Origin of the sequence: Bacillus salipaludis (genome assembly GCF_030938565.1) — a bacterium.
In the GTDB taxonomy this organism is placed as follows: domain Bacteria; phylum Bacillota; class Bacilli; order Bacillales; family Cytobacillaceae; genus Neobacillus; species Neobacillus salipaludis_A.
This window is the reverse complement of sequence record NZ_JAVGVR010000001.1, coordinates 6,136,335-6,156,497: the sequence shown is the minus strand read 5'-3', so window position 1 is coordinate 6,156,497 and position 20,163 is coordinate 6,136,335. Positions and strand designations below refer to the sequence as shown.

At 41.0% G+C, this 20,163-nt stretch carries 16 protein-coding genes and 2 rRNA genes; 15 read left to right on the top strand and 3 right to left on the bottom strand.

The genetic code is table 11. From position 1 onward, the window contains the following. The first annotated feature begins 113 nt into the window (after positions 1 to 113). The 3 genes from RCG21_RS30555 to RCG21_RS30545 all read left to right on the top strand — a co-directional run bounded on the left by RCG21_RS30555 (position 114) and on the right by RCG21_RS30545 (position 3,745). A 23S ribosomal RNA gene (locus RCG21_RS30555) occupies positions 114 to 3,051 on the top strand. A gap of 80 nt (positions 3,052 to 3,131) precedes the next feature. Then, positions 3,132 to 3,248 (top strand): 5S ribosomal RNA (gene rrf / locus RCG21_RS30550). 353 nt (positions 3,249 to 3,601) lie between these two features. Continuing rightward, positions 3,602 to 3,745: a hypothetical protein gene (locus RCG21_RS30545; protein ID WP_308914194.1), complete on the top strand. Its 144-nt coding sequence runs from the start codon at positions 3,602 to 3,604 to the stop codon at positions 3,743 to 3,745. Positions 3,746 to 3,896: 151 nt separating this feature from the next. Here RCG21_RS30545 and RCG21_RS33785 read toward each other — a convergent pair whose 3' ends face one another. Then, on the bottom strand, positions 3,897 to 4,889 hold the full coding sequence (locus RCG21_RS33785) for a DUF3231 family protein (RefSeq protein ID WP_504928518.1): 993 nt from the start codon (positions 4,887 to 4,889) through the stop codon (positions 3,897 to 3,899). Positions 4,890 to 5,070: 181 nt separating this feature from the next. Further along, positions 5,071 to 6,981, bottom strand: a complete 1,911-nt coding sequence (locus RCG21_RS30530) for a BglG family transcription antiterminator (RefSeq protein ID WP_308914192.1) — start codon at positions 6,979 to 6,981, stop codon at positions 5,071 to 5,073. Between the two features lie 190 nt (positions 6,982 to 7,171). Here RCG21_RS30530 and RCG21_RS30525 point away from each other — a divergent pair, with 190 nt between their 5' ends. The 4 genes from RCG21_RS30525 (at position 7,172) to RCG21_RS30510 (ending at position 10,653) form a co-directional block, all read left to right on the top strand. After that, entirely contained in the window at positions 7,172 to 7,483 is a 312-nt protein-coding gene (locus RCG21_RS30525; RefSeq protein ID WP_308914191.1) for a PTS sugar transporter subunit IIB, read from the top strand. A 27-nt stretch (positions 7,484 to 7,510) separates the two neighbouring features. Continuing rightward, on the top strand, positions 7,511 to 8,752 hold the full coding sequence (locus tag RCG21_RS30520; RefSeq protein ID WP_308914190.1) for a PTS sugar transporter subunit IIC: 1,242 nt from the start codon (positions 7,511 to 7,513) through the stop codon (positions 8,750 to 8,752). 21 nt (positions 8,753 to 8,773) lie between these two features. Further along, positions 8,774 to 9,130, top strand: coding sequence for a PTS sugar transporter subunit IIA (locus RCG21_RS30515; protein WP_308914189.1), 357 nt, complete (start codon positions 8,774 to 8,776; stop codon positions 9,128 to 9,130). A 98-nt stretch (positions 9,131 to 9,228) separates the two neighbouring features. Then, positions 9,229 to 10,653 (top strand): glycoside hydrolase family 1 protein, encoded by a 1,425-nt coding sequence (locus RCG21_RS30510; RefSeq protein WP_308914188.1) that lies wholly within the window; start codon positions 9,229 to 9,231, stop codon positions 10,651 to 10,653. A gap of 206 nt (positions 10,654 to 10,859) precedes the next feature. Here RCG21_RS30510 and RCG21_RS30505 read toward each other — a convergent pair whose 3' ends face one another. Continuing rightward, positions 10,860 to 11,759, bottom strand: coding sequence for a VanW family protein (locus RCG21_RS30505; RefSeq protein ID WP_308914187.1), 900 nt, complete (start codon positions 11,757 to 11,759; stop codon positions 10,860 to 10,862). 487 nt (positions 11,760 to 12,246) lie between these two features. Here RCG21_RS30505 and RCG21_RS30500 point away from each other — a divergent pair, with 487 nt between their 5' ends. The 8 genes from RCG21_RS30500 to RCG21_RS30465 all read left to right on the top strand — a co-directional run bounded on the left by RCG21_RS30500 (position 12,247) and on the right by RCG21_RS30465 (position 20,008). After that, positions 12,247 to 13,686: a GntP family permease gene (locus tag RCG21_RS30500; RefSeq protein WP_133339955.1), complete on the top strand. Its 1,440-nt coding sequence runs from the start codon at positions 12,247 to 12,249 to the stop codon at positions 13,684 to 13,686. A gap of 40 nt (positions 13,687 to 13,726) precedes the next feature. Beyond that, the gene (locus tag RCG21_RS30495; protein WP_308914186.1) at positions 13,727 to 14,512 is read left to right on the top strand and encodes a 3-hydroxybutyrate dehydrogenase; all 786 of its coding nucleotides are present in this window, start codon (positions 13,727 to 13,729) and stop codon (positions 14,510 to 14,512) included. A gap of 125 nt (positions 14,513 to 14,637) precedes the next feature. Then, entirely contained in the window at positions 14,638 to 16,059 is a 1,422-nt protein-coding gene (locus tag RCG21_RS30490) for a sigma-54 interaction domain-containing protein (protein ID WP_308914185.1), read from the top strand. A gap of 42 nt (positions 16,060 to 16,101) precedes the next feature. After that, positions 16,102 to 17,058 carry a 3-hydroxyacyl-CoA dehydrogenase family protein gene (locus tag RCG21_RS30485; RefSeq protein WP_308914184.1) on the top strand — a complete coding sequence of 319 codons (957 nt, stop codon included), beginning with the start codon at positions 16,102 to 16,104 and terminating at the stop codon, positions 17,056 to 17,058. A 196-nt stretch (positions 17,059 to 17,254) separates the two neighbouring features. Next, positions 17,255 to 17,956 carry a CoA transferase subunit A gene (locus tag RCG21_RS30480; protein ID WP_133339947.1) on the top strand — a complete coding sequence of 234 codons (702 nt, stop codon included), beginning with the start codon at positions 17,255 to 17,257 and terminating at the stop codon, positions 17,954 to 17,956. Positions 17,957 to 17,983: 27 nt separating this feature from the next. Next, positions 17,984 to 18,637, top strand: a complete 654-nt coding sequence (locus RCG21_RS30475) for a CoA transferase subunit B (RefSeq protein WP_133339945.1) — start codon at positions 17,984 to 17,986, stop codon at positions 18,635 to 18,637. 204 nt (positions 18,638 to 18,841) lie between these two features. Next, complete coding sequence (locus RCG21_RS30470; RefSeq protein ID WP_133339943.1) at positions 18,842 to 19,096, top strand: hypothetical protein; 255 nt, start codon at positions 18,842 to 18,844, stop codon at positions 19,094 to 19,096. 369 nt (positions 19,097 to 19,465) lie between these two features. Then, the gene (locus RCG21_RS30465) at positions 19,466 to 20,008 is read left to right on the top strand and encodes a hypothetical protein (protein ID WP_308914183.1); all 543 of its coding nucleotides are present in this window, start codon (positions 19,466 to 19,468) and stop codon (positions 20,006 to 20,008) included. Positions 20,009 to 20,163: the final 155 nt, after the last annotated feature.

The following is a 20,163-nucleotide window of genomic DNA, read 5'->3' as shown; positions in this document are numbered from 1 at the left end:
AATCAGTAGCCACGTTCCTTGAAAACTAGATAATCGTAAGAAGAAGTAACCAAGTAAAAACCGAGTAATCGCCATTTTAGTTTTTCTCTCTAATTTTAGAGTAAAACCTTTTAGGTTAAGTTAGAAAGGGCGCACGGTGAATGCCTTGGCACTAGGAGCCGATGAAGGACGGGACTAACACCGATATGCTTCGGGGAGCTGTAAGTAAGCTTTGATCCGGAGATTTCCGAATGGGGGAACCCACTGTTCGTAATGGAGCAGTATCTTTATCTGAATACATAGGATAATGAAGGCAGACCCGGGGAACTGAAACATCTAAGTACCCGGAGGAAGAGAAAGCAAACGCGATTCCCTGAGTAGCGGCGAGCGAAACGGGAACAGCCCAAACCGAAAGGCTTGCCTTTCGGGGTTGTAGGACACTCAACATGGAGTTACAAAGGAACGGGGTAGATGAAGCGATCTGGAAAGGTCCGTCATAGAAGGTAAAAACCCTGTAGTTGAAACTTCGTTCCCTCCTGAGTGGATCCTGAGTACGGCCGGACACGTGAAATCCGGTCGGAAGCAGGGAGGACCATCTCCCAAGGCTAAATACTCCCTAGTGACCGATAGTGAACCAGTACCGTGAGGGAAAGGTGAAAAGCACCCCGGAAGGGGAGTGAAATAGTTCCTGAAACCGTGTGCCTACAAGTAGTCAGAGCCCGTTTTATGGGTGATGGCGTGCCTTTTGTAGAATGAACCGGCGAGTTACGATTACATGCAAGGTTAAGTTGATGAGACGGAGCCGCAGCGAAAGCGAGTCTGAATAGGGCGAATTTAGTATGTGGTCGTAGACCCGAAACCAGGTGATCTACCCATGTCCAGGGTGAAGTCCAGGTAACACTGGATGGAGGCCCGAACCCACGCACGTTGAAAAGTGCGGGGATGAGGTGTGGGTAGCGGAGAAATTCCAATCGAACTTGGAGATAGCTGGTTCTCTCCGAAATAGCTTTAGGGCTAGCCTCACGAAGTAAGAGTCTTGGAGGTAGAGCACTGTTTGGACTAGGGGCCCTCATCGGGTTACCGAATTCAGACAAACTCCGAATGCCAATGACTTATCCGTGGGAGTCAGACTGCGAGTGATAAGATCCGTAGTCAAAAGGGAAACAGCCCAGACCACCAGCTAAGGTCCCAAAGTATACGTTAAGTGGAAAAGGATGTGGAGTTGCTTAGACAACCAGGATGTTGGCTTAGAAGCAGCCACCATTTAAAGAGTGCGTAATAGCTCACTGGTCGAGTGACTCTGCGCCGAAAATGTACCGGGGCTAAACGTATCACCGAAGCTGTGGGTGGACACCATTAGGTGTCCGCGGTAGGAGAGCGTTCTAAGGGCGTTGAAGCTAGACCGTAAGGACTGGTGGAGCGCTTAGAAGTGAGAATGCCGGTATGAGTAGCGAAAGATGAGTGAGAATCTCATCCACCGAATGCCTAAGGTTTCCTGAGGAAGGCTCGTCCGCTCAGGGTTAGTCGGGACCTAAGCCGAGGCCGAAAGGCGTAGGCGATGGACAACAGGTTGATATTCCTGTACCACCTCTTTATCGTTTGAGTGATGGGGGGACGCAGGAGGATAGGGTAAGCGCGCTATTGGATATGCGCGTCCAAGCAGTTAGGCTGAGAAGTAGGAAAATCCGCTTCTCATAAAGGCTGAGCTGTGACGGCGAGGGAAATTTAGTACCGAAGTTCCTGATTCCACACTGCCAAGAAAAGCCTCTAGCGAGATAAAAGGTGCCCGTACCGCAAACCGACACAGGTAGGCGAGGAGAGAATCCTAAGGTGAGCGAGAGAACTCTCGTTAAGGAACTCGGCAAAATGACCCCGTAACTTCGGGAGAAGGGGTGCTCTTTGAGGTGAATAGCCTCGAAGAGCCGCAGTGAATAGGCCCAGGCGACTGTTTAGCAAAAACACAGGTCTCTGCGAAGCCGCAAGGCGAAGTATAGGGGCTGACGCCTGCCCGGTGCTGGAAGGTTAAGAGGAGGGGTTAGCGCAAGCGAAGCTCTGAATCGAAGCCCCAGTAAACGGCGGCCGTAACTATAACGGTCCTAAGGTAGCGAAATTCCTTGTCGGGTAAGTTCCGACCCGCACGAAAGGCGTAACGATCTGGGCACTGTCTCAACGAGAGACTCGGTGAAATTATAGTACCTGTGAAGATGCAGGTTACCCGCGACAGGACGGAAAGACCCCATGGAGCTTTACTGTAGCCTGATATTGAATTTTGGTACAGCTTGTACAGGATAGGTAGGAGCCGTAGAAGCCGGAGCGCTAGCTTCGGTGGAGGCGTCGGTGGGATACTACCCTGGCTGTATTGAAATTCTAACCCGCACCCCTTATCGGGGTGGGAGACAGTGTCAGGTGGGCAGTTTGACTGGGGCGGTCGCCTCCTAAAGAGTAACGGAGGCGCCCAAAGGTTCCCTCAGAATGGTTGGAAATCATTCGCAGAGTGTAAAGGCATAAGGGAGCTTGACTGCGAGACCTACAAGTCGAGCAGGGACGAAAGTCGGGCTTAGTGATCCGGTGGTTCCGCATGGAAGGGCCATCGCTCAACGGATAAAAGCTACCCTGGGGATAACAGGCTTATCTCCCCCAAGAGTCCACATCGACGGGGAGGTTTGGCACCTCGATGTCGGCTCATCGCATCCTGGGGCTGTAGTCGGTCCCAAGGGTTGGGCTGTTCGCCCATTAAAGCGGTACGCGAGCTGGGTTCAGAACGTCGTGAGACAGTTCGGTCCCTATCCGTCGTGGGCGCAGGAAATTTGAGAGGAGCTGTCCTTAGTACGAGAGGACCGGGATGGACGCACCGCTGGTGTACCAGTTGTCTTGCCAAAGGCATCGCTGGGTAGCTATGTGCGGACGGGATAAGTGCTGAAAGCATCTAAGCATGAAGCCCCCCTCAAGATGAGATTTCCCATAGCGTCAAGCTAGTAAGATCCCTGAAAGATGATCAGGTTGATAGGTCAGAGGTGGAAGCATGGCGACATGTGGAGCTGACTGATACTAATAGATCGAGGACTTAACCATAGTCTTAAGGTGAACTCGTTTTTACTAAAACTTCTTCTGTATTATCTAGTTTTGAGGGAATGATACCTCAAACAAAATAGTCTGGCAATAATGGCGAGAAGGTCACACCCGTTCCCATACCGAACACGGAAGTTAAGCTTCTCAGCGCCGATGGTAGTTGGGGGCTGTCCCCCTGTGAGAGTAGGACGTTGCCAGGCACCAAAAAAGACAACCTGATGAAGGTTGTCTTTTTTGATGATTAAGGAGAAATGATGCATTTTATGCTTATATCTGTAATTGCTATGGATAAAGCAAATAATTTAGATTGGGTTTCAAAATTAAACTAAGGTATTTTAATTTACCGGCAAAAGGCTTGGAGGGATTCCGGCTGGACTGCATATTTCTTTTATATTTAGATTATGACCGTCTGAGTTTACTGAACGGTTTTTTTTATGCTTTACGCGAAGGAGAAAGGTTTCTCAATAGTGATATGATTTTTTATCAGATTGTCCAATCCCTTTTGATATATTGGCATAGTATGTACTAACACTAAAACTAAGAAGGGACTATTATGAAGTTGTTAACTAGCTTTTTTAAAATAGGGATTGGCTCGAATCTGGTTGTATTTCTAGCGATGATGCTTCTTCCTGTTTTCATTGTTACCGATCAATTGGATGTTTTTGAGAAAATCATTTCGAATATTTCAGAAAGATAAAGCTGCCTATAAAATTGGGCAACTTTTTTTTATCATGGTTTTCATATAAGCATGGATTGTATTTGGCAATTAAAAAAGGCTGTTTATGGGAGTATTCCTAAGGATATAAAAAAGTTCTTACCCCTTTAAAGTCTTTAAATGTGAGTTATATTTACTTATTTCTTATTAATTCATCTCTATCGGATGCCATTGGGGGCTGTTCCAACCATCCATTTTTTATCATGATATTTGCCCCATCTTCGGAATACAGCTGAACTTCTAAGGATAGCCTGTTATACATTGCAGTTATATCGCCTCTTGGACTTTGACTGACAGCTGTACCATAATACCCGATGCTCAAACCAATTAAACCTGATGTGAAGAACATCATAAGTTTATCGGAAAATGTGTAAGCTGTACTATTTGTTATTTCTGAATCCCACCCCATTGGTGCAGGTAGTTTACTTTCCTCTAACTTACTTCTAAATAATTTAATATGTTTATTCCCAATTTCTAATCCTTTTAAAAAGAATTGTTTTACATCCTTATGTTGTGTGACCTGACTAAATCCAGTAAGTGCAGCAACTCCCAATGCGTTTCTTTGGAGATTGGTAAATAAATTATCTACTTCAGCTGCTGTTAATGGTCTTTTCTCGCCAAACACATCTAACATAAACCATTGCTTTTTCACAAATTCAACCTTCTCTAAATTAGGCAGGCTGGGAGATCGAATAAACAATCCTTTTGACAATAATAAATCCGTTGATTTTTTAAATAATTGCATTGTTTCAGTAAGGCAGTCCATGTAATAGCTTTTAATGTCATCCCTTACAGATGCTGAAACACTACCAGCGTATGATGTAAGACCAACCTTAGACATTTGGTTTATAAAGTTAAGTACAAAACTGTCAGAATAAAGTCTAGGGGCAGCTAAGTCTACATCTTCTTTTATACTAAAACCATATGGAACGACATGTTTTTCCTCAGTTAAAATGGCTTTAATTTTTTCAATATGTGTCTTAGTGAGCTCTAGTGCATATTGAATTATTGGCTTAATTTCTTCATCCTCTGCTTTTTCTAAAAAATACGAAAGAACACATTTGCTAGAGCTGTCATTTAAGTATTGAATCCAAAGTTGAGCAATCTCACCTGCTGTCAGCCTGATCTGGTTTCCCTTTTCCTACATAAGTAACCTCCAAAAAAGATATACTAAAAAATACCTTTCCCAAAAATCACCTATGGTATGTATTAGCTATAGTTATAATGAATACCCCACCGTATAAAATATGAGCTCAGCAATCGCTAAAGTTCATACTATTTCTTAATCTGTTTTTTCTCAACTAAACTCAGTTCTCCATTAATGATAAAAGGGTTTCAATAAAGGCTTCATAATTTTTGGATTGCAATAGTCGATGGACGTTTTCGGGTTCGGAGATGATTCTGATAAAGCTATCGTAAACGTCTCGAAAGATTTTTCGTTCGTTTTTATTGATGGCGATAAGTGCTACGATTTGTACGGTGTCTTTTCCCCATTTTAAAGATTTCTCGTTAATCAAAATGGAAATGGAGGATCTAATGGCATCCATATGCAAAGAATGTGGGACGGCTACATTATTATTGAATGCAGTGGAGGACATTTTTTCTCTTTCCATTACATCATCAATAAACTCATGCTCAATAAAGCCAAGCTTCACCATCTTTTCTCCCATATATTTGATCATCGCAAATTCATTCTCTAAGTAAACATTTTGTTGAAAGAGATGGGGGTCGAAAAGGTTGATTAACTGGTCTCTTAATTTAAAACGGCTTTGCCTCTTTTTCACCCGTAATATAAATTGATAGATTTCTCCGATATCTTCTTCAGTAAGAAACGGGTTAACACGAATGATTTCACGATTGGGTTCTCTTGGTATATCAACTGTGGTAATGATTAAATCTGACTCAATCACACTTAGATCCACATTTGCACTCGTCATGACTTTGTCGATTTCCAAGTACTTTTCAAATGAGTGGTTCAGCTTTCTTACCATTTCAATGTGCATATTATAATATTGGGGACAAATAACAGTACATGTTAGTTTATTCTGCAAGTCATTTTGCCGTTCAAAAAAAGAGCCAATATGAAAAGCAATATAGGCGATTTCGTCTTCATTAATGGTGATTTGTTCCCGCTTTTGAATCTGGTTAGAAATAAAGACAGCCAAATCATAGATTAATGGATAGGTCAATTTAATTTGATTCGTCAATGGATTTTTTGATAAATAATTAAGCTTGGCCCGATTAATCAAATTCCGAATATGCAAGGTGAATTTAATCAGGAATTCATCATCATGGAAGTCGATCAAATAATATTCATTTACTTTTTGGATTACTTCTTCCACTAAATCAATATAATGCTCTTCAATATATCGATTCAGGTTATTCCTAGTTAAATTATCATACTCTAAGAGAGTGGTATTACTGATTAATAACATATTTAAGTAATATAATTCAATTTCATCAAATTGAACACCGTATTGCGTGTAAATGAGTTGGGCAATTTCAATGGCTGCTTTATGTTCCTCTGTATGATTCAGCGAATTCATGTGAGTTTCTTGAATTTTATAATGATTTTTAACTCGTTCGATGGCAATGACAATATGAAGCAGGATATTTCCTACTGTGTACTCGTTAATATTTAGATTGTAACCTTCCAATATGGTTTGAAGCTTTTCCTTAAAAGGAGTTAAATCATAATCGAAAGCCTCTTGAATTCGTTTTATGATTAAAAATTTATTGTTGGTCTCATTATAAAAGATTTGACTCATCAATTTTCGCTTATTCCGTTCAGACCCGTTTAATAGAATTAAGTTTCCATGCCTCTTGATCGTTAAGTTAAATGGGTCTAAAAGGTTTTTTGCCTTTTTTAAATCGCTTTCAATTGTAGGAACACTTACAAAAAGCTCCTCGCTTACGTCAAAAATGTCCATTCCTTCATCGTGTAAAACAGCTTGTTTTAAGATATTGTACAGCCTTTCCTTAGGTGTTATCGTATACTCGGCAGCTTTCGTTGTGTCAATTTTTGATTTAAGATTTATCTTATAGCCGAGCTTAGAGGAAAGAATCCGTTCATAGGAAGAATCATAGGAGTTAATGGCATTTACATATTTTCTGATTGTCCGTGTCGAAACGGAGAAATGGGTGGCTAAAATATCGGCCTTTACCCAATCATTTTTTTGAGATAAAAGTTGAATGAGTGCCTTTTCTCTTTCATTCATTAAAATCACTTCCAGTACTTCTTCAAGTAGATATACTTTTTCCCTATTATAGATTTTATATGAATATGGAATTTGCCGAAAATATTTATTGTTCCTAGTTGTAGGAACTTTTTTTATTGGAAGCGGATTATTTAAAAAGGGGATAATGATGGTGTAGATCAGCAAATACACCTTTGGAGGGGAATTAGATATGACAGAAAAAAATGTGTTATTGGTATGTGGCGGTGGAGCATCCAGCGGCTTTTTGGCTCAAAATATTCGCAAGGCTGCCCAAAAAAGAGATATGAGTATCGAAATTAAGGCAAGAAGTGAATCTGAAATTGATGAGTATCTTGATGAGATGGATGTTCTTTTGATTGCTCCGCATTTGAGGTATATGGAGTCAGATATTAGAGATCGAGTTCAATCAAAGAATATTCCGGTTGCTGTCATCGATCAAACGATTTATGGCATGCTCGATGGAAATAAATGTCTTGATTTGATTATAGGCTTACTTGATTAATAACTTTAAAGGGGGGTGCTGTTCTTTATGGAAGTATTTATTAAATGGATGAACGAAAATTTTGCACCTAAAATGAATAAAATAACGAGAAATGCTTGGGTTTCCGCAATTCAAGATGCGATCATGGCAGCCTTGCCATTGATTCTTGTAGGATCACTCATCACCATGATCTCAATTTTAAATAATATTTTTCCGAAAATGCCTGACTTCTCACCAATCAGTTCTTTTTCTTTCGGGTTGTTTAGTATTTTTATTGCCTTTCTTACACCATATTTCATTATGGAAAAGAAGAAAAAGAATGATCGGAAAATCATCTCCGGCTTAACTGGACTATGTTTATTTCTTATCTTAGTCATGCCTACATTTTCAAAAGATGGGGCAACCGTTAAATTCATTTTTGAACGTTTCGGTGGAAACGGGATGTTTGTTTCACTTATTGTCGGGATATTTGTTGGCGCTGTGATGTATTTATTTAGTAAGTTTTCATTTTTCAAAAACTCCAGCTCTCTTCCTGATTTTATTATTGTTTGGTTTGATACCGTTATTCCTATCACGATTTTATTATTAATCGGCTGGTTGTTTTCGTTTCAATACCATGTGGACTTATATGATTTAATCCTTAAGATTTTCCATCCGCTTTCGCTCATTGGTCAAAGCTTTGTGGGATTTGTGTTGTTTACTTTTGTTTGTGTGTTTTTATATACATTGGGGATTAGTCCCTGGGCATTATATCCGATTATTTTTCCAGTGTGGATGGCCGGAATTCAAGCGAATAGTGACGCGGTATCCCATGGGTTACAGCCTCATAATATTCATACCTTTGAAACGCTTATGGGGTGGGTATGGATCGGCGGCATGGGTACAACTTTGCCATTAGTCATTATGATGTTATTCTTGGCGAAATCCAAACATTTGAAAGCAATAGGTAAAGTAACGATTGCACCTGGTATTTTTAATATTAATGAACCTGTCGTATTTGGGGCGCCGATTGCCTTTAATCCTATTTTAATGGTTCCGATGTGGTTAAATGGACTGATTGTACCGGCAATCACTTATATTGTGTTGAATCTTGGGGCAGTGACCATGCCGGCTAAGCTTTTCCAACTATGGTATCTACCTGTAGGAGTTTCGACGTTCCTCGTAAACTCTGATTTTAAAGGTCTAATTTTATTGGTTGTTATTATCGTTATTTCTTGGCTGATTTGGTATCCATTTTTTAAAGTGTATGATATGCAGCAAATGAAGAAGGAAGCAGAAATAGCGGATTAGAAGGAATATGGAGGCAGAAACATGACTGAAGATGTAACACGAGAAAATAAGTTAAACGAAATATCCATGCAAATCATATTGCATGCGGGCGATGCACGTGTAGTGATTAATGAGGCTTTAGAATGTGTAGCCGGCAGCCTTTTTAAAGAGGCGGAAGAAAAGCTGACAGAAGCGAAAAAGAAGATTACCTTTGCGCATTCCTCTCAAACCAAAACGATTCAGGGGGAAGCGCTTGGTGAAAAAATTCCATTTTCATTATTGTTTGCGCATGCACAGGATACTTTGATGACGATTATGAGTGAATGGAATACGGCTAAACAACTCGTAAATCTTTTTAAAGTGTACGATGCACGTTTGAAGAAATTAGAAGAAAAGTAAAGAGTGTTGTGGATGCCAGATTGCAGATTTGTAATCTGGCATTTTCGCAGGGTATTTTAAACCCCTAGAATAAGATTAAGTATAGGAGTTGTTATCACTTGAACTATAAAAAGGATTATTCATTCCCGGAGGGCTTTTTATGGTCAGCTGCTACTGCTGCTTACCAGTTTGAAGGAGCTTATCTTGAAGATGGGAAAACGATGTCGATTGTAGATAAAAATATTAACCCTAGCTTTGCGAATACCAGTGTTGCATCGGATCATTATCACCGTTTTAAAGAAGATGTTGCACTTATGAAGGAGTTAGGCTTGAAGGCATATCGATTTTCCATTTCCTGGCCGCGGGTTTTGCCTAAAGGCCGGGGAGAGGTAAACCAAAAGGGTTTGCAGTTTTATCAAAATCTTGTAGCGGAATTAAAGGCAAATGGCATTGAACCGTTAGCCACCATTTATCATTTTGATCTACCGGCCTGCCTTCAAGAGGAGTATGGCGGATGGTCATCCCGTCAAATCATTGATGATTTTGCTTATTTTTGTAAAGTTCTATTCGAGCACCTGGGTAACCAGGTTAAATATTGGTTTACGATTAATGAGCAAAGCAATATGTTTCTTTTGCCGTATTTAATGGAATTTGATGATCAAATCCCAATCGAAAAACAAAAATATGAAATGAACCATATAATGACGCTAGCCCATGCTAAGGCGATTACATTATGCCGAGAAATGCTCCCAGACGCCAAAATTGGCCCAGCTATTGGTCTTTCTCCGAATTATCCTGAATCCTGCCGGCCTGAGGATATCCAGGCAGCTCGTGAGGCGGATGATTTCCGAAATTATTTATTTACAGATTTATATGTCCACGGGCGCTATCGGGAAAATATATGGAGATATATGAAGGAGCGCGGGATTACTCCCACCATTGATGAAGGAGATATGGAGCTACTGAAATCGGCAAAGCCGGACTTCCTTGGGATTAATTATTACCAAAGCAGAGTGGTAAAATATGCTTCGGAGTCGACGATAGTAAGGGATATGAAGGTGAATGCTGACGGCCGTAAAGGGGAAACGGAGTTTGAAGTTGTCCCAGGCGTTTATGAAGGATGTAATAATCCTTATCTTGAAAAAACGGATTGGGATTGGGAGATTGATGCGATTGGTCTTCGTACGCTCCTTAATGAATTAAATGATCGCTATCGTTTGCCGATTATCATTACCGAAAATGGCATGGGGGCTGTAGATAAATTAACAGCTGATGGCAAGGTTCATGATGACTATCGCATTGATTATTTAGCAAAGCATCTGGAACAATGCCACTTGGCGATTGGAGACGGTGTTCAATTATTCGGTTACTGCCCATGGTCCTTCATGGATCTAGTAAGTACAACAAGCGGCTTCCGAAAACGCTATGGATTTGTCTACATCAACCGAACCGATGACAACCTAAAAGACCTCCGGCGAATTCGAAAAGAAAGTTTTTATTGGTATCAGGGTGTTATTAGGACGAATGAGGGAGTGGGGGGCTGACCCCAATTAGGCTTATCTATTTTTTTTGCTAAGTAAATCAACGGAAATATTTATGGAAAATTGATTTGGTTGGTCTAGGGGATTCTATTACAATTTCAGACGATCTATAAAAACATGCCACAAGGGTCAGGCGTGGCAATCATAAATTCAATTTGACAAAATTCGGGTGGTGCCTGTCACCACTCGAATTTTGTCGAATAAGAAGTTTACTTGGATAGACTATCTTGTCCATTTGGAAGGTACGGGACCTTTTTAGGCCGATAGGTAATCACATCGGAGGAGTAGATCTCAATGATCAGTTTGTTCTCAGATGTTTTTGCTTGTATGAGAATCGGTTGATTATATTTATTTTTAAAAACTAGGTCCGGTCCATCCCAGCTAACTGTGGCATCTCGTCCAGGCGGAACGTAGGAAACTTCTCTACTGTGTGAATTACGTTGAATCACGTTTAATCCCGCATTATCTACTGCATTAAAGAGGGTAGTGGATACTTGACAAATTCCACCGCCAATATCTTCGGAAAATTCCCCCTTAATAATCACAGGTGCAGCCATATATCCTTTTCCTGCAGTTCTTTTTCCAACTACTTTATTAAAGGAGAATACTTCACCTGGGAACAAAACATAGTTATTAATCGCTTTAGTAGCAAGAGAAATATTTCTGTTCCGCTCTTGATTAAAGTTATTAAAGGTTGTTACATATCTCCCGATCTTTTCACTTCGAATCGTACCAAGCAATTCGCTGTCCACTCTTGGATAAACTTTCTGTAGAGGAACCTCTAATTTGGATGAACCCTTATTAAAATAATAAGCATAAACTTGTTCGATAAAAATAGTACGATCTAACTTGTAACCTACTTGTTCAGGTATAATCGTTCCTTGATAATTAATAATGGCATTTTTAGGCTGTTTCGAAACAGTTTTGTCGATTTCATCCATTACCTTATTAAACCTTTCAAGGTCCATGGGTAGTTCGGGTATGTTCATTGAAAGGTCAGAACGATTAACAACGGACAATGGCTGCCCATTGTTAGTGAGGAACAAATTTCCTGGCATAAACACTTGTTGAGATAATATAGCTAGCCCAAGCAACCAATTTACATTCATTTTATGAGACCTCCCTTATTTTATTATGAGTTGAAATCGTTCTTTCTATGTAAAAAAGGAAAATGTCCATTCCTCTCTAAAGATTCCGAAAATCAGGAATATTTGAAATCTATTTCCGAAAATCAGGAATTTTCCGTTTTTCCGGAATGAACAAATAAGGCTGTTTCTGTAAGTATCTAGCTTTTAACATTGGCACGATACTTGCAAATTATTGGAATAGCGGACAAAATTTATGAACATCTTAGGGGGTGCATGAAGTAGAACAATCGTTTCACTAAGAAGAAGTTTCGTCCATTTATAGAGGCGGCAGAAGGATTTATGGGGATCACAAAAAGAACTTGGTGTCCGCATTTCTAAGGAAGTTGTATGAACCAAAATGATACCGTTTTCATAGAAACTGGGGTGGGATCTATGATAGACAAGAAAAATAATTATAGGTTCATGAAGAATTTGAAAAGAGAAGGAACAAACTAAAAGGGGGATTTATATGGATTTGTTCGTCATTTTATTAGCGCTCGGGCTGTTAATGTTTGTTGCTTACCGCGGTTATTCTGTTATTTTATTTGCTCCGATTTGCGCACTCTTAGCGGTTGTTCTCGTTGCTCCGAGTCATGTTTTACCGTTCTTTTCCGGTGTGTTTATGGAAAAAATGGTCGGCTTTATTAAGTCGTATTTCGCTGTCTTTTTATTAGGTGCTATTTTTGGAAAGGTAGTCGAAATGTCGGGGATTGCCGAATCCATCGCCAGGACGATTGTCCGCCTGCTTGGAGCCAAACGGGCAATCGTAACAATTGTCCTATTGGGGGCCATTTTAACTTATAGCGGTGTCAGCTTGTTTGTAGCTGTGTTTGCCATCTATCCATTTGCTGCGCAAATGTTCAGACAGGCAAATATTCCAAAAAGGCTTATTCCAGGTACGATCGCACTCGGTGCCTTTACGTTCACGATGGATGCTTTACCAGGAACACCTCAAATTCAAAACGTTATTCCAATCGCATTCTTTAAAACTAATATTTATGCTGCACCAACATTAGGGACGATTGGTGCCATTTTTGTTTTTATTGTCGGTTTGTTGTATTTGGAGATGAGAAGAAAACAAGCGGAAAAAGCGGGCGAAGGCTATTACGGGTTTGAAGCTGAAACCGCAGCTGCATTAGAAAAGGCGAAAGAGGATCCAAACGAAGCTGCTGTTCCCGATTTAACGGCAAAGCAGCCGCTTGGAAAACAAATCTTTGCATTTGTGCCGCTAATCCTTGTCGGGGTTATGAATAAGGTGTTTATTACCTATATTCCGAAATGGTATCCAAACGGATTTGATTTTTCAGCTATCGGCTTGAAAACGTATACAGTGGATGTGACTACGACTGCAGCGATATGGGCAATTATTATGGCACTGATCGTGGGAATTCTCACTTCGCTTCTTTATGATTGGAAAAAGGTAACGAAGAATTTGAAAGAGGGACTAAACACATCCATTGCCGGTTCTCTCTTAGCCACGATGAATACAGGTGCGGAGTACGGGTTCGGTGGAATTATCGCGGCACTTCCAGGCTTTGCTAAGATTAGTGGAGGAATTTCAGGTACATTCCATAATCCGCTTGTCAATGGCGCGGTGACCACGAGTACGCTTGCCGGAATAACGGGGTCGGCATCCGGCGGTATGGGGATTGCCCTTGGTGCGATGGCTGATAAGTATAACCAGGCGATTGCAGCTGCTAATATTCCTCCGGAAGTTATGCACCGTGTTGTAGCAATGGCATCCGGCGGTATGGACACCCTTCCGCACAACGGAGCAGTTATTACCTTGCTTGCTGTTACAGGGTTAACACACAAGCAATCTTATAAAGATATCTTTGCCGTAACGATTATTAAAACCATCGCTGTGTTCTTTATCATTGCCCTTTACACCCTCTTTGGCATTGTTTAAGGGGAAGACTATTATACTCGTAAACTAAGGAGAAGCTATCATGACAAAAGCATTAGAAGGAAAAACAGCATTTATTACCGGCTCCGCAAGCGGGATTGGGCTCGAAATTGCCAAGACATTTGCCCATGAAGGTGCAAATGTAGTGATTTCAGACTTGAATGCTGAAAAAAGTGAACAAGTGGTATTGGAATTAAAGGAGCAGGGATTTGAAGCATTAGCTGCTCCATGTGATGTGACCGACGAGGAAGCTTTTAAGAATGGGATTGAATTGGCACAGAAGACGTTTGGAAAAATTGATATTTTAGTCAATAATGCCGGGATGCAGTATGTTGCCCCCATTGAAGAATTCCCTACGGAAAAATTTAAATTACTGATTGACATCATGCTGACGGCTCCTTTTATCGGAATCAAAAACGTATTCCCGCTCATGAAGGAGCAAAAGCTTGGGAGAATCATCAATATGGCTTCCATTAATGGAGTTATCGGGTTTGCTGGCAAAGCCGCCTACAATAGTGCCAAGCATGGGGTGATTGGTTTGACAAAGGTGGCAGCATTGGAGGGGGCCGAGCATGGAATTACGGTCAATGCTTTATGCCCGGGCTATGTGGATACGCCGCTTGTCAGAAATCAATTAGCTGATTTAGCGAAAACAAGAAATGTAAGCTTGGACAGTGTGATCGGAGAAGTCCTCTTGCCGCTTGTCCCGCAAAAAAGGCTATTATCAGTGTCAGAAATTGCCGACTATGCCGTCTTTTTGGCGAGTGATAAAGGAAGAGGCGTAACGGGTCAAGCCGTGATTTTGGATGGCGGGTATACAGCACAATAATTCGTCCGGAAGCTGGAAGATGTTTTAGTAAAATTTTGTTAGAAATGGATAGCCTTCTTTCCTATCTTCGAGGGTCTGCCTTTTTGTTATAATAAGGTAAAAAAGGTGACGGGGTGGGAAAGAAAGTGAATCCAGGATTTGAACGAGTTCCTTCTAGTTGGCATGAGCAAATTATTAATCTACTAGCTGAACGAGTCGTCATCGTCGATCGTGAGGGCATTATTCTATATATCAATGAAGCCTATTGTGAGTTTATCGGAACAACGGTTGAAAAAGCTCTGGGACGTCCAGCAATGGAAGTGATTGAAAATTCACGAATGCACATCGTTGCGAAAACAGGGGAAAAGGAACTAGCTTCCCTTCAACCCATTAACGGTAGTGAAATGATCGCCAATCGTTTTCCGCTTTTTGAAAATGGGGAAGTAGTTGGGGGCCTTGGAACGGTGATGTTTCGCAACCCTGAGGAGTGGCGGATGTATCAAAGCAAAATTCAGCATCTTGTGGAAGAACTGAAGTATTATCAGACCAAAATTCAAAAAGACATGAGAAGTAAATACAGCTTCCAAGATTTAATTGGGACCAGTTCCGCATTCCTTGCGGCAAAAGAACTTGCCAAAAGAATTTCCAACAGTAATTCATCTGTCCTACTGATTGGCGAGTCTGGAACGGGAAAGGAATTATTTGCTCATGCGATGCATGATAACAGCGTTCGTTGTTTCTCCCCGTTTGTGGCGATCAACTGTGCCTCTATTCCCGAGCATTTACTTGAGTCGGAGCTTTACGGGTATGAGGAGGGCGCGTTTACCGGAGCAAAAAAAGGCGGCAAGAAGGGGCAGTTTGAACATGCGAACGGGGGAACCCTTTTTCTTGATGAAATAGGAGACATGCCTCTTTCGATGCAAAGCAAACTGCTAAGGGTTCTACAGGAGAAAGAAGTGCGGCGTGTGGGCGGACATAAATCCATTCCAGTGGATGTCCGAATCATTGCTGCCACCCATCGAGATTTAGAAAAGTTGGTAGAGGAAGGAAACTTTCGTCAGGACCTATACTATCGCTTAAATGTCATAAAGATTCAAATTCCTCCGCTCAGGAAGCGAAGTGAGGATATTCCTTTGATTTCGAGGAGCCTGCTGAAAAAGTTGGAAAAGAGGTTCTACCGAAAAGGAATCGAACTATCGAATGAAGTGCAGGAAAAACTCATGGAGCACACATGGCCAGGCAATATTCGTGAGCTTGAGAATGTGCTGGAGCGCTGCATTAATGTGATCGACGGCAAAACGATTCAACTGAATCACTTGCCATTGTATTTACGCGACCAAGAGCCTAAGCGAGATCGTCAAGACCATTTAAAACCAGTGATTAACGCGAAGACTGACGTTACGTCTTTACCTGTTCAACCCTTAAAAGAAACCATAGCCTTGGTTGAAAAACAAGCTATTCATCAGGCACTGGCGGTCACGGACGGAAATAAATTAGAAGCTGCCAAGCTGCTTGGAATTAGTAAAACCAGTTTTTATGAAAAATGCAAATTATATGATGTCAAATAGCAATGCCACCTAGATGGAAAGGCCTCGGGAGGGAAGTCAAAAATGATTCAACAAATTTCCATTATTGGTTCGGGTGTAATGGGGAGCAGTATTGCCCAATCTTTTGCTGCTAGCGGTTATTCTGTTATGATCCATGATTTAAATGAAGAGTTGTTACAAAAAGCAAAGAAGCGGATTCTTGAAAATGTTTCACTGATGGTGGAAGAAGCAGGGCTGAATGAGGGGCAAAAGCATACTGTTTTAGCGAATATTCACTATACAGCAGATTTAGAAGAAGCGGTCAGGGAAGCGGATTTTATCCTTGAAGCGATTCCAGAAGTGATTGAGTGGAAGTGGGAGCTTTACGAAAAATTGGAAAGAATTATGAAAACAGATGCAATTGTGGCCTCCAATACGTCGACGTTTCCCATCTCGCGTTTAATGGAAAAGGCAACTTTTGCCGATCGGATGATGATTACGCATTTCTTTAATCCAGGCCATTTAGTCCCTCTTGTTGAACTGGTGAAGCATCCTCAAACAAAAGAGGCGGTTGTCGATGCGACCATGGATCTGATTCGCCAGATCGGTAAATCTCCGATTCTCTTAAAGAAAGAGATTTCCGGCTTTATTGCCAACCGTTTGCAGACTGCCTTAATGCGGGAAGCCTTTTATTTGTTAAAAGAAGGCGTAGCCAGTGCACGGGATATCGATACAGCGATCACTGCCGGACCAGGATTTCGCTGGGCGTTTACAGGGCCGATTGAAATTGTTGATTTCGGCGGACTTGATACCTGGCAGCGTGTGTTTGAAAATGTAGCTCCTGATTTGGATCAAAGTGTAGAAGCCCCTGAAGTTATTCAAGAGTTGGTTGAACAAGGAAAGCTTGGAACAAAATCAGGGGAAGGCATATTTCCATATGACGATCGGCTCGTTTCCCAAAAGCTAAATGAACGCGACCGTAACTTTATTAAACTAGGAAAAATGAAAGCCCGGGGCATTCCACAACAGGCAAAAGTTTAAAGGATTCGTAAATATTGTTGTCTTTATCCGGAAATTTACGCTAAAAGGGGTTGGAAAGTATAAAATTTCACTCCATAAGTGGGCTGCCAGCTTTTATCCGCGAATTCAGCCGCTTTATCCGCGAATTGAAGGATTTTATCAGCGATTCAATTTTAATAGCCTATAAGAAAATAAGATTGAAAGGTGATGATTTTTAATGGAAAAGTATAAGACGATTGATTCAATTGAAGAAGCTATTCAGGATATCCAAGATGGAGCAACGATCATTGTTGGCGGCTTCGGTCTATCTGGTATCCCGGAAAAGGCCATTCTCGCTTTACGTGATAAAGGAACAAAAGATTTAACGATTGTGAGCAATAACTGCGGTGTAGACGATTGGGGACTTGGCCTCCTATTAGAAAATCGTCAAATTAAAAAAATGATCTCCTCTTATGTTGGAGAAAACAAACTTTTTGAGCGCCAATTTTTGAGTGGTCAGCTTGAAGTAGAATTAGTGCCACAAGGGACACTCGCTGAGAGAATTCGTGCTGGCGGTGCTGGAATTCCCGGATTTTATACGGCAACGGGTGTAGGGACACCGATTGCAGAAGGAAAAGAACATAAAGTGTTTAACGGACGAACCTATATTTTGGAAGAAGGAATTGTCGGAGATTTTGCCTTTGTAAAAGCGTGGAAGGCAGACCCGCTTGGAAATCTTATCTATCGAAAAACAGCCCGCAATTTTAACCCGCTTGCCGCTATGGCCGGAAAGGTCACCATTGCGGAAGTGGAGGAAGTCACTCCGATCGGCGGGTTGGATGCAGATCAAATTCATACCCCTAGTGTTTTTGTTCAAAGGGTCTTCCTTGGAACGAACTATGAGAAGCGCATTGAAAGGCTTACGGTTAGCAAGGCATAGAGAAACGATTTGGGAGGAGAATACGCGATGAGTGAAATGAGACAAAGAATTGTAAAACGGGCGGCACAAGAGATCCAAGATGGGATGAATGTGAATCTGGGAATTGGAATGCCAACGCTTTTGGCAAATGAAATACCGACGGATTATAATGTATTGCTTCAATCAGAAAACGGATTATTGGGGATTGGACCGTATCCGGTTGCTGGGGAAGAAGATCCAGATTTGATTAATGCAGGAAAAGAAACGGTTACGACCGTGCCAGGTGCTTCCTATTTTGATAGTGCGGAATCGTTTGCGATGATTCGGGGCGGGCATATTGACCTTGCCATTCTTGGCGGGATGGAGGTTTCTGAAACCGGGGATTTAGCCAATTGGATGATTCCAGGTAAAATGGTCAAAGGAATGGGCGGTGCAATGGATCTTGTACATGGTGCCAAACGAGTAGTGGTAATCATGGAACATGTAAATAAACATGGTGAATCAAAGGTAAAAAAGACATGCTCTCTTCCATTAACAGGTCAACAGGTGGTTCACCGCTTAATTACGGATCTGGCCGTCTTTGATTTTACATCGGAAGGTATGGTCCTAGTCGAAACACAAGAGGGAGTTTCGGTAGAAGAAGTAAAGGAAAAAACAGAGGCGGCTTTTTCTGTTCGTCCGGAATTGCTTTTAACAAAATAAAATCATCATCCTAAGAAAAGTGTTTACGCACTTTTCTTTTTTTATTTCAGAAAAACATTTGAATACCGAATGTCGAAGTTTGACGAAAAATATATTTTCTTGTATCCGCTTTCAGTTGTTAAGATAGTTTAGGTTAAAAATTTATAATATTTAGTTTTCCGTAATTAATTTGAAAAGTCTTTTATTCTAACGGGAGGTTCCATCATGCATCAAACTAGCACAGAAAAAAAGGAGAAGGAAGTAAGCACCAAAACGGTTCGATTGAGTATTGAGGTTCCCGAATGTATTCGTGATGAATTTCGCGATGCAGTTGAGAAAAATGGAAAGTGTATGAAGGATGTTCTTAGGCTGTATATGCAGAAATACATATGGAAACAAAGCGAATTACAAAGAAATCGGGAAAAACGTCGTCAAAGTATTGTTAAAAATAAAAAAGGTTTGGCCCTTATCAAGGATTGATAAGGGTTTTTTTGTTAAGTTTAATTTTGTGATGAGTTTTAGCGGCTGATTTGCAGATATCAACAAATTTTTGAGAGATATCAACACAAAATTAGATCATATCAACACACTTTGCCCGGATATCGACACAGATTCAGATTATATCAACAAATTTTCGCAGGATATCAACACTTTTTGGGGATATATCAACAATTTGGCAGGTTATCAACAAGAAATATTCGAGGAAACAGGACAATGTTCGTTTTCCAAAATGGTTTGTGGTGATTTTAATCAAACGTATGAAATGAATCGAATTGTGTCTCTTTTAATACTTATATGTCAAAGATTATCGTGTGATGTATAATATTCTTTAAGAAGGAGGTGAGTGGAATGAATGCGGGAAAAATGGAAGAAATGTTATCTAACCTAGTGACGATAGTAGGCGGTATGAATGAAACGTTGCAAGGCGTCCAAGGAGAAGTACAAGGGCTAAAAGGAGAAGTGCAGGGCTTAAAAGGAGAAGTACAAGGCGTCCAAGGAGAAGTACAAGGGCTAAAAGGAGAAGTGCAGGGCTTAAAAGGAGAAGTACAAGGCGTCCAAGGAGAAGTACAAGGGCTAAAAGGAGAAGTGCAGGGCTTAAAAGCAGAAGTAAAGGGTGTCCAAGAAGAAGTACAAGGCCTAAAAGGAGAAGTACAAAGCATCAAAGAGGAAATCCAGGTTGTGAAAACGGAACAGCTATCTATGAGTAAAAAACTGCAAATTATTGTAGAAGACCAAGCTGCTGTCCGTGAAAATCAAACGATCATGGATGGAAAGTTGACTAAAGTGATAAATAAATTGACTGATATACAAGCGGACCAAGACCTTATTTGGAAGAAGTCGGTCCAGAATGAAAGAGATTTAGGAAAACTCAAAATGCATCTTCAACTTTAACCTCAGTTTTTATCTCCACATTGTTATTTTCATATGAGAACTGAACGTCAATCCCATGACGTATTGGGGTTGGCGTTTTTTATTGGGTTTAGAGCAGACTTAGTGGCTCCACTTTTTAGGATATCAACATTTTTTTGCCGGATATCAACACAAAA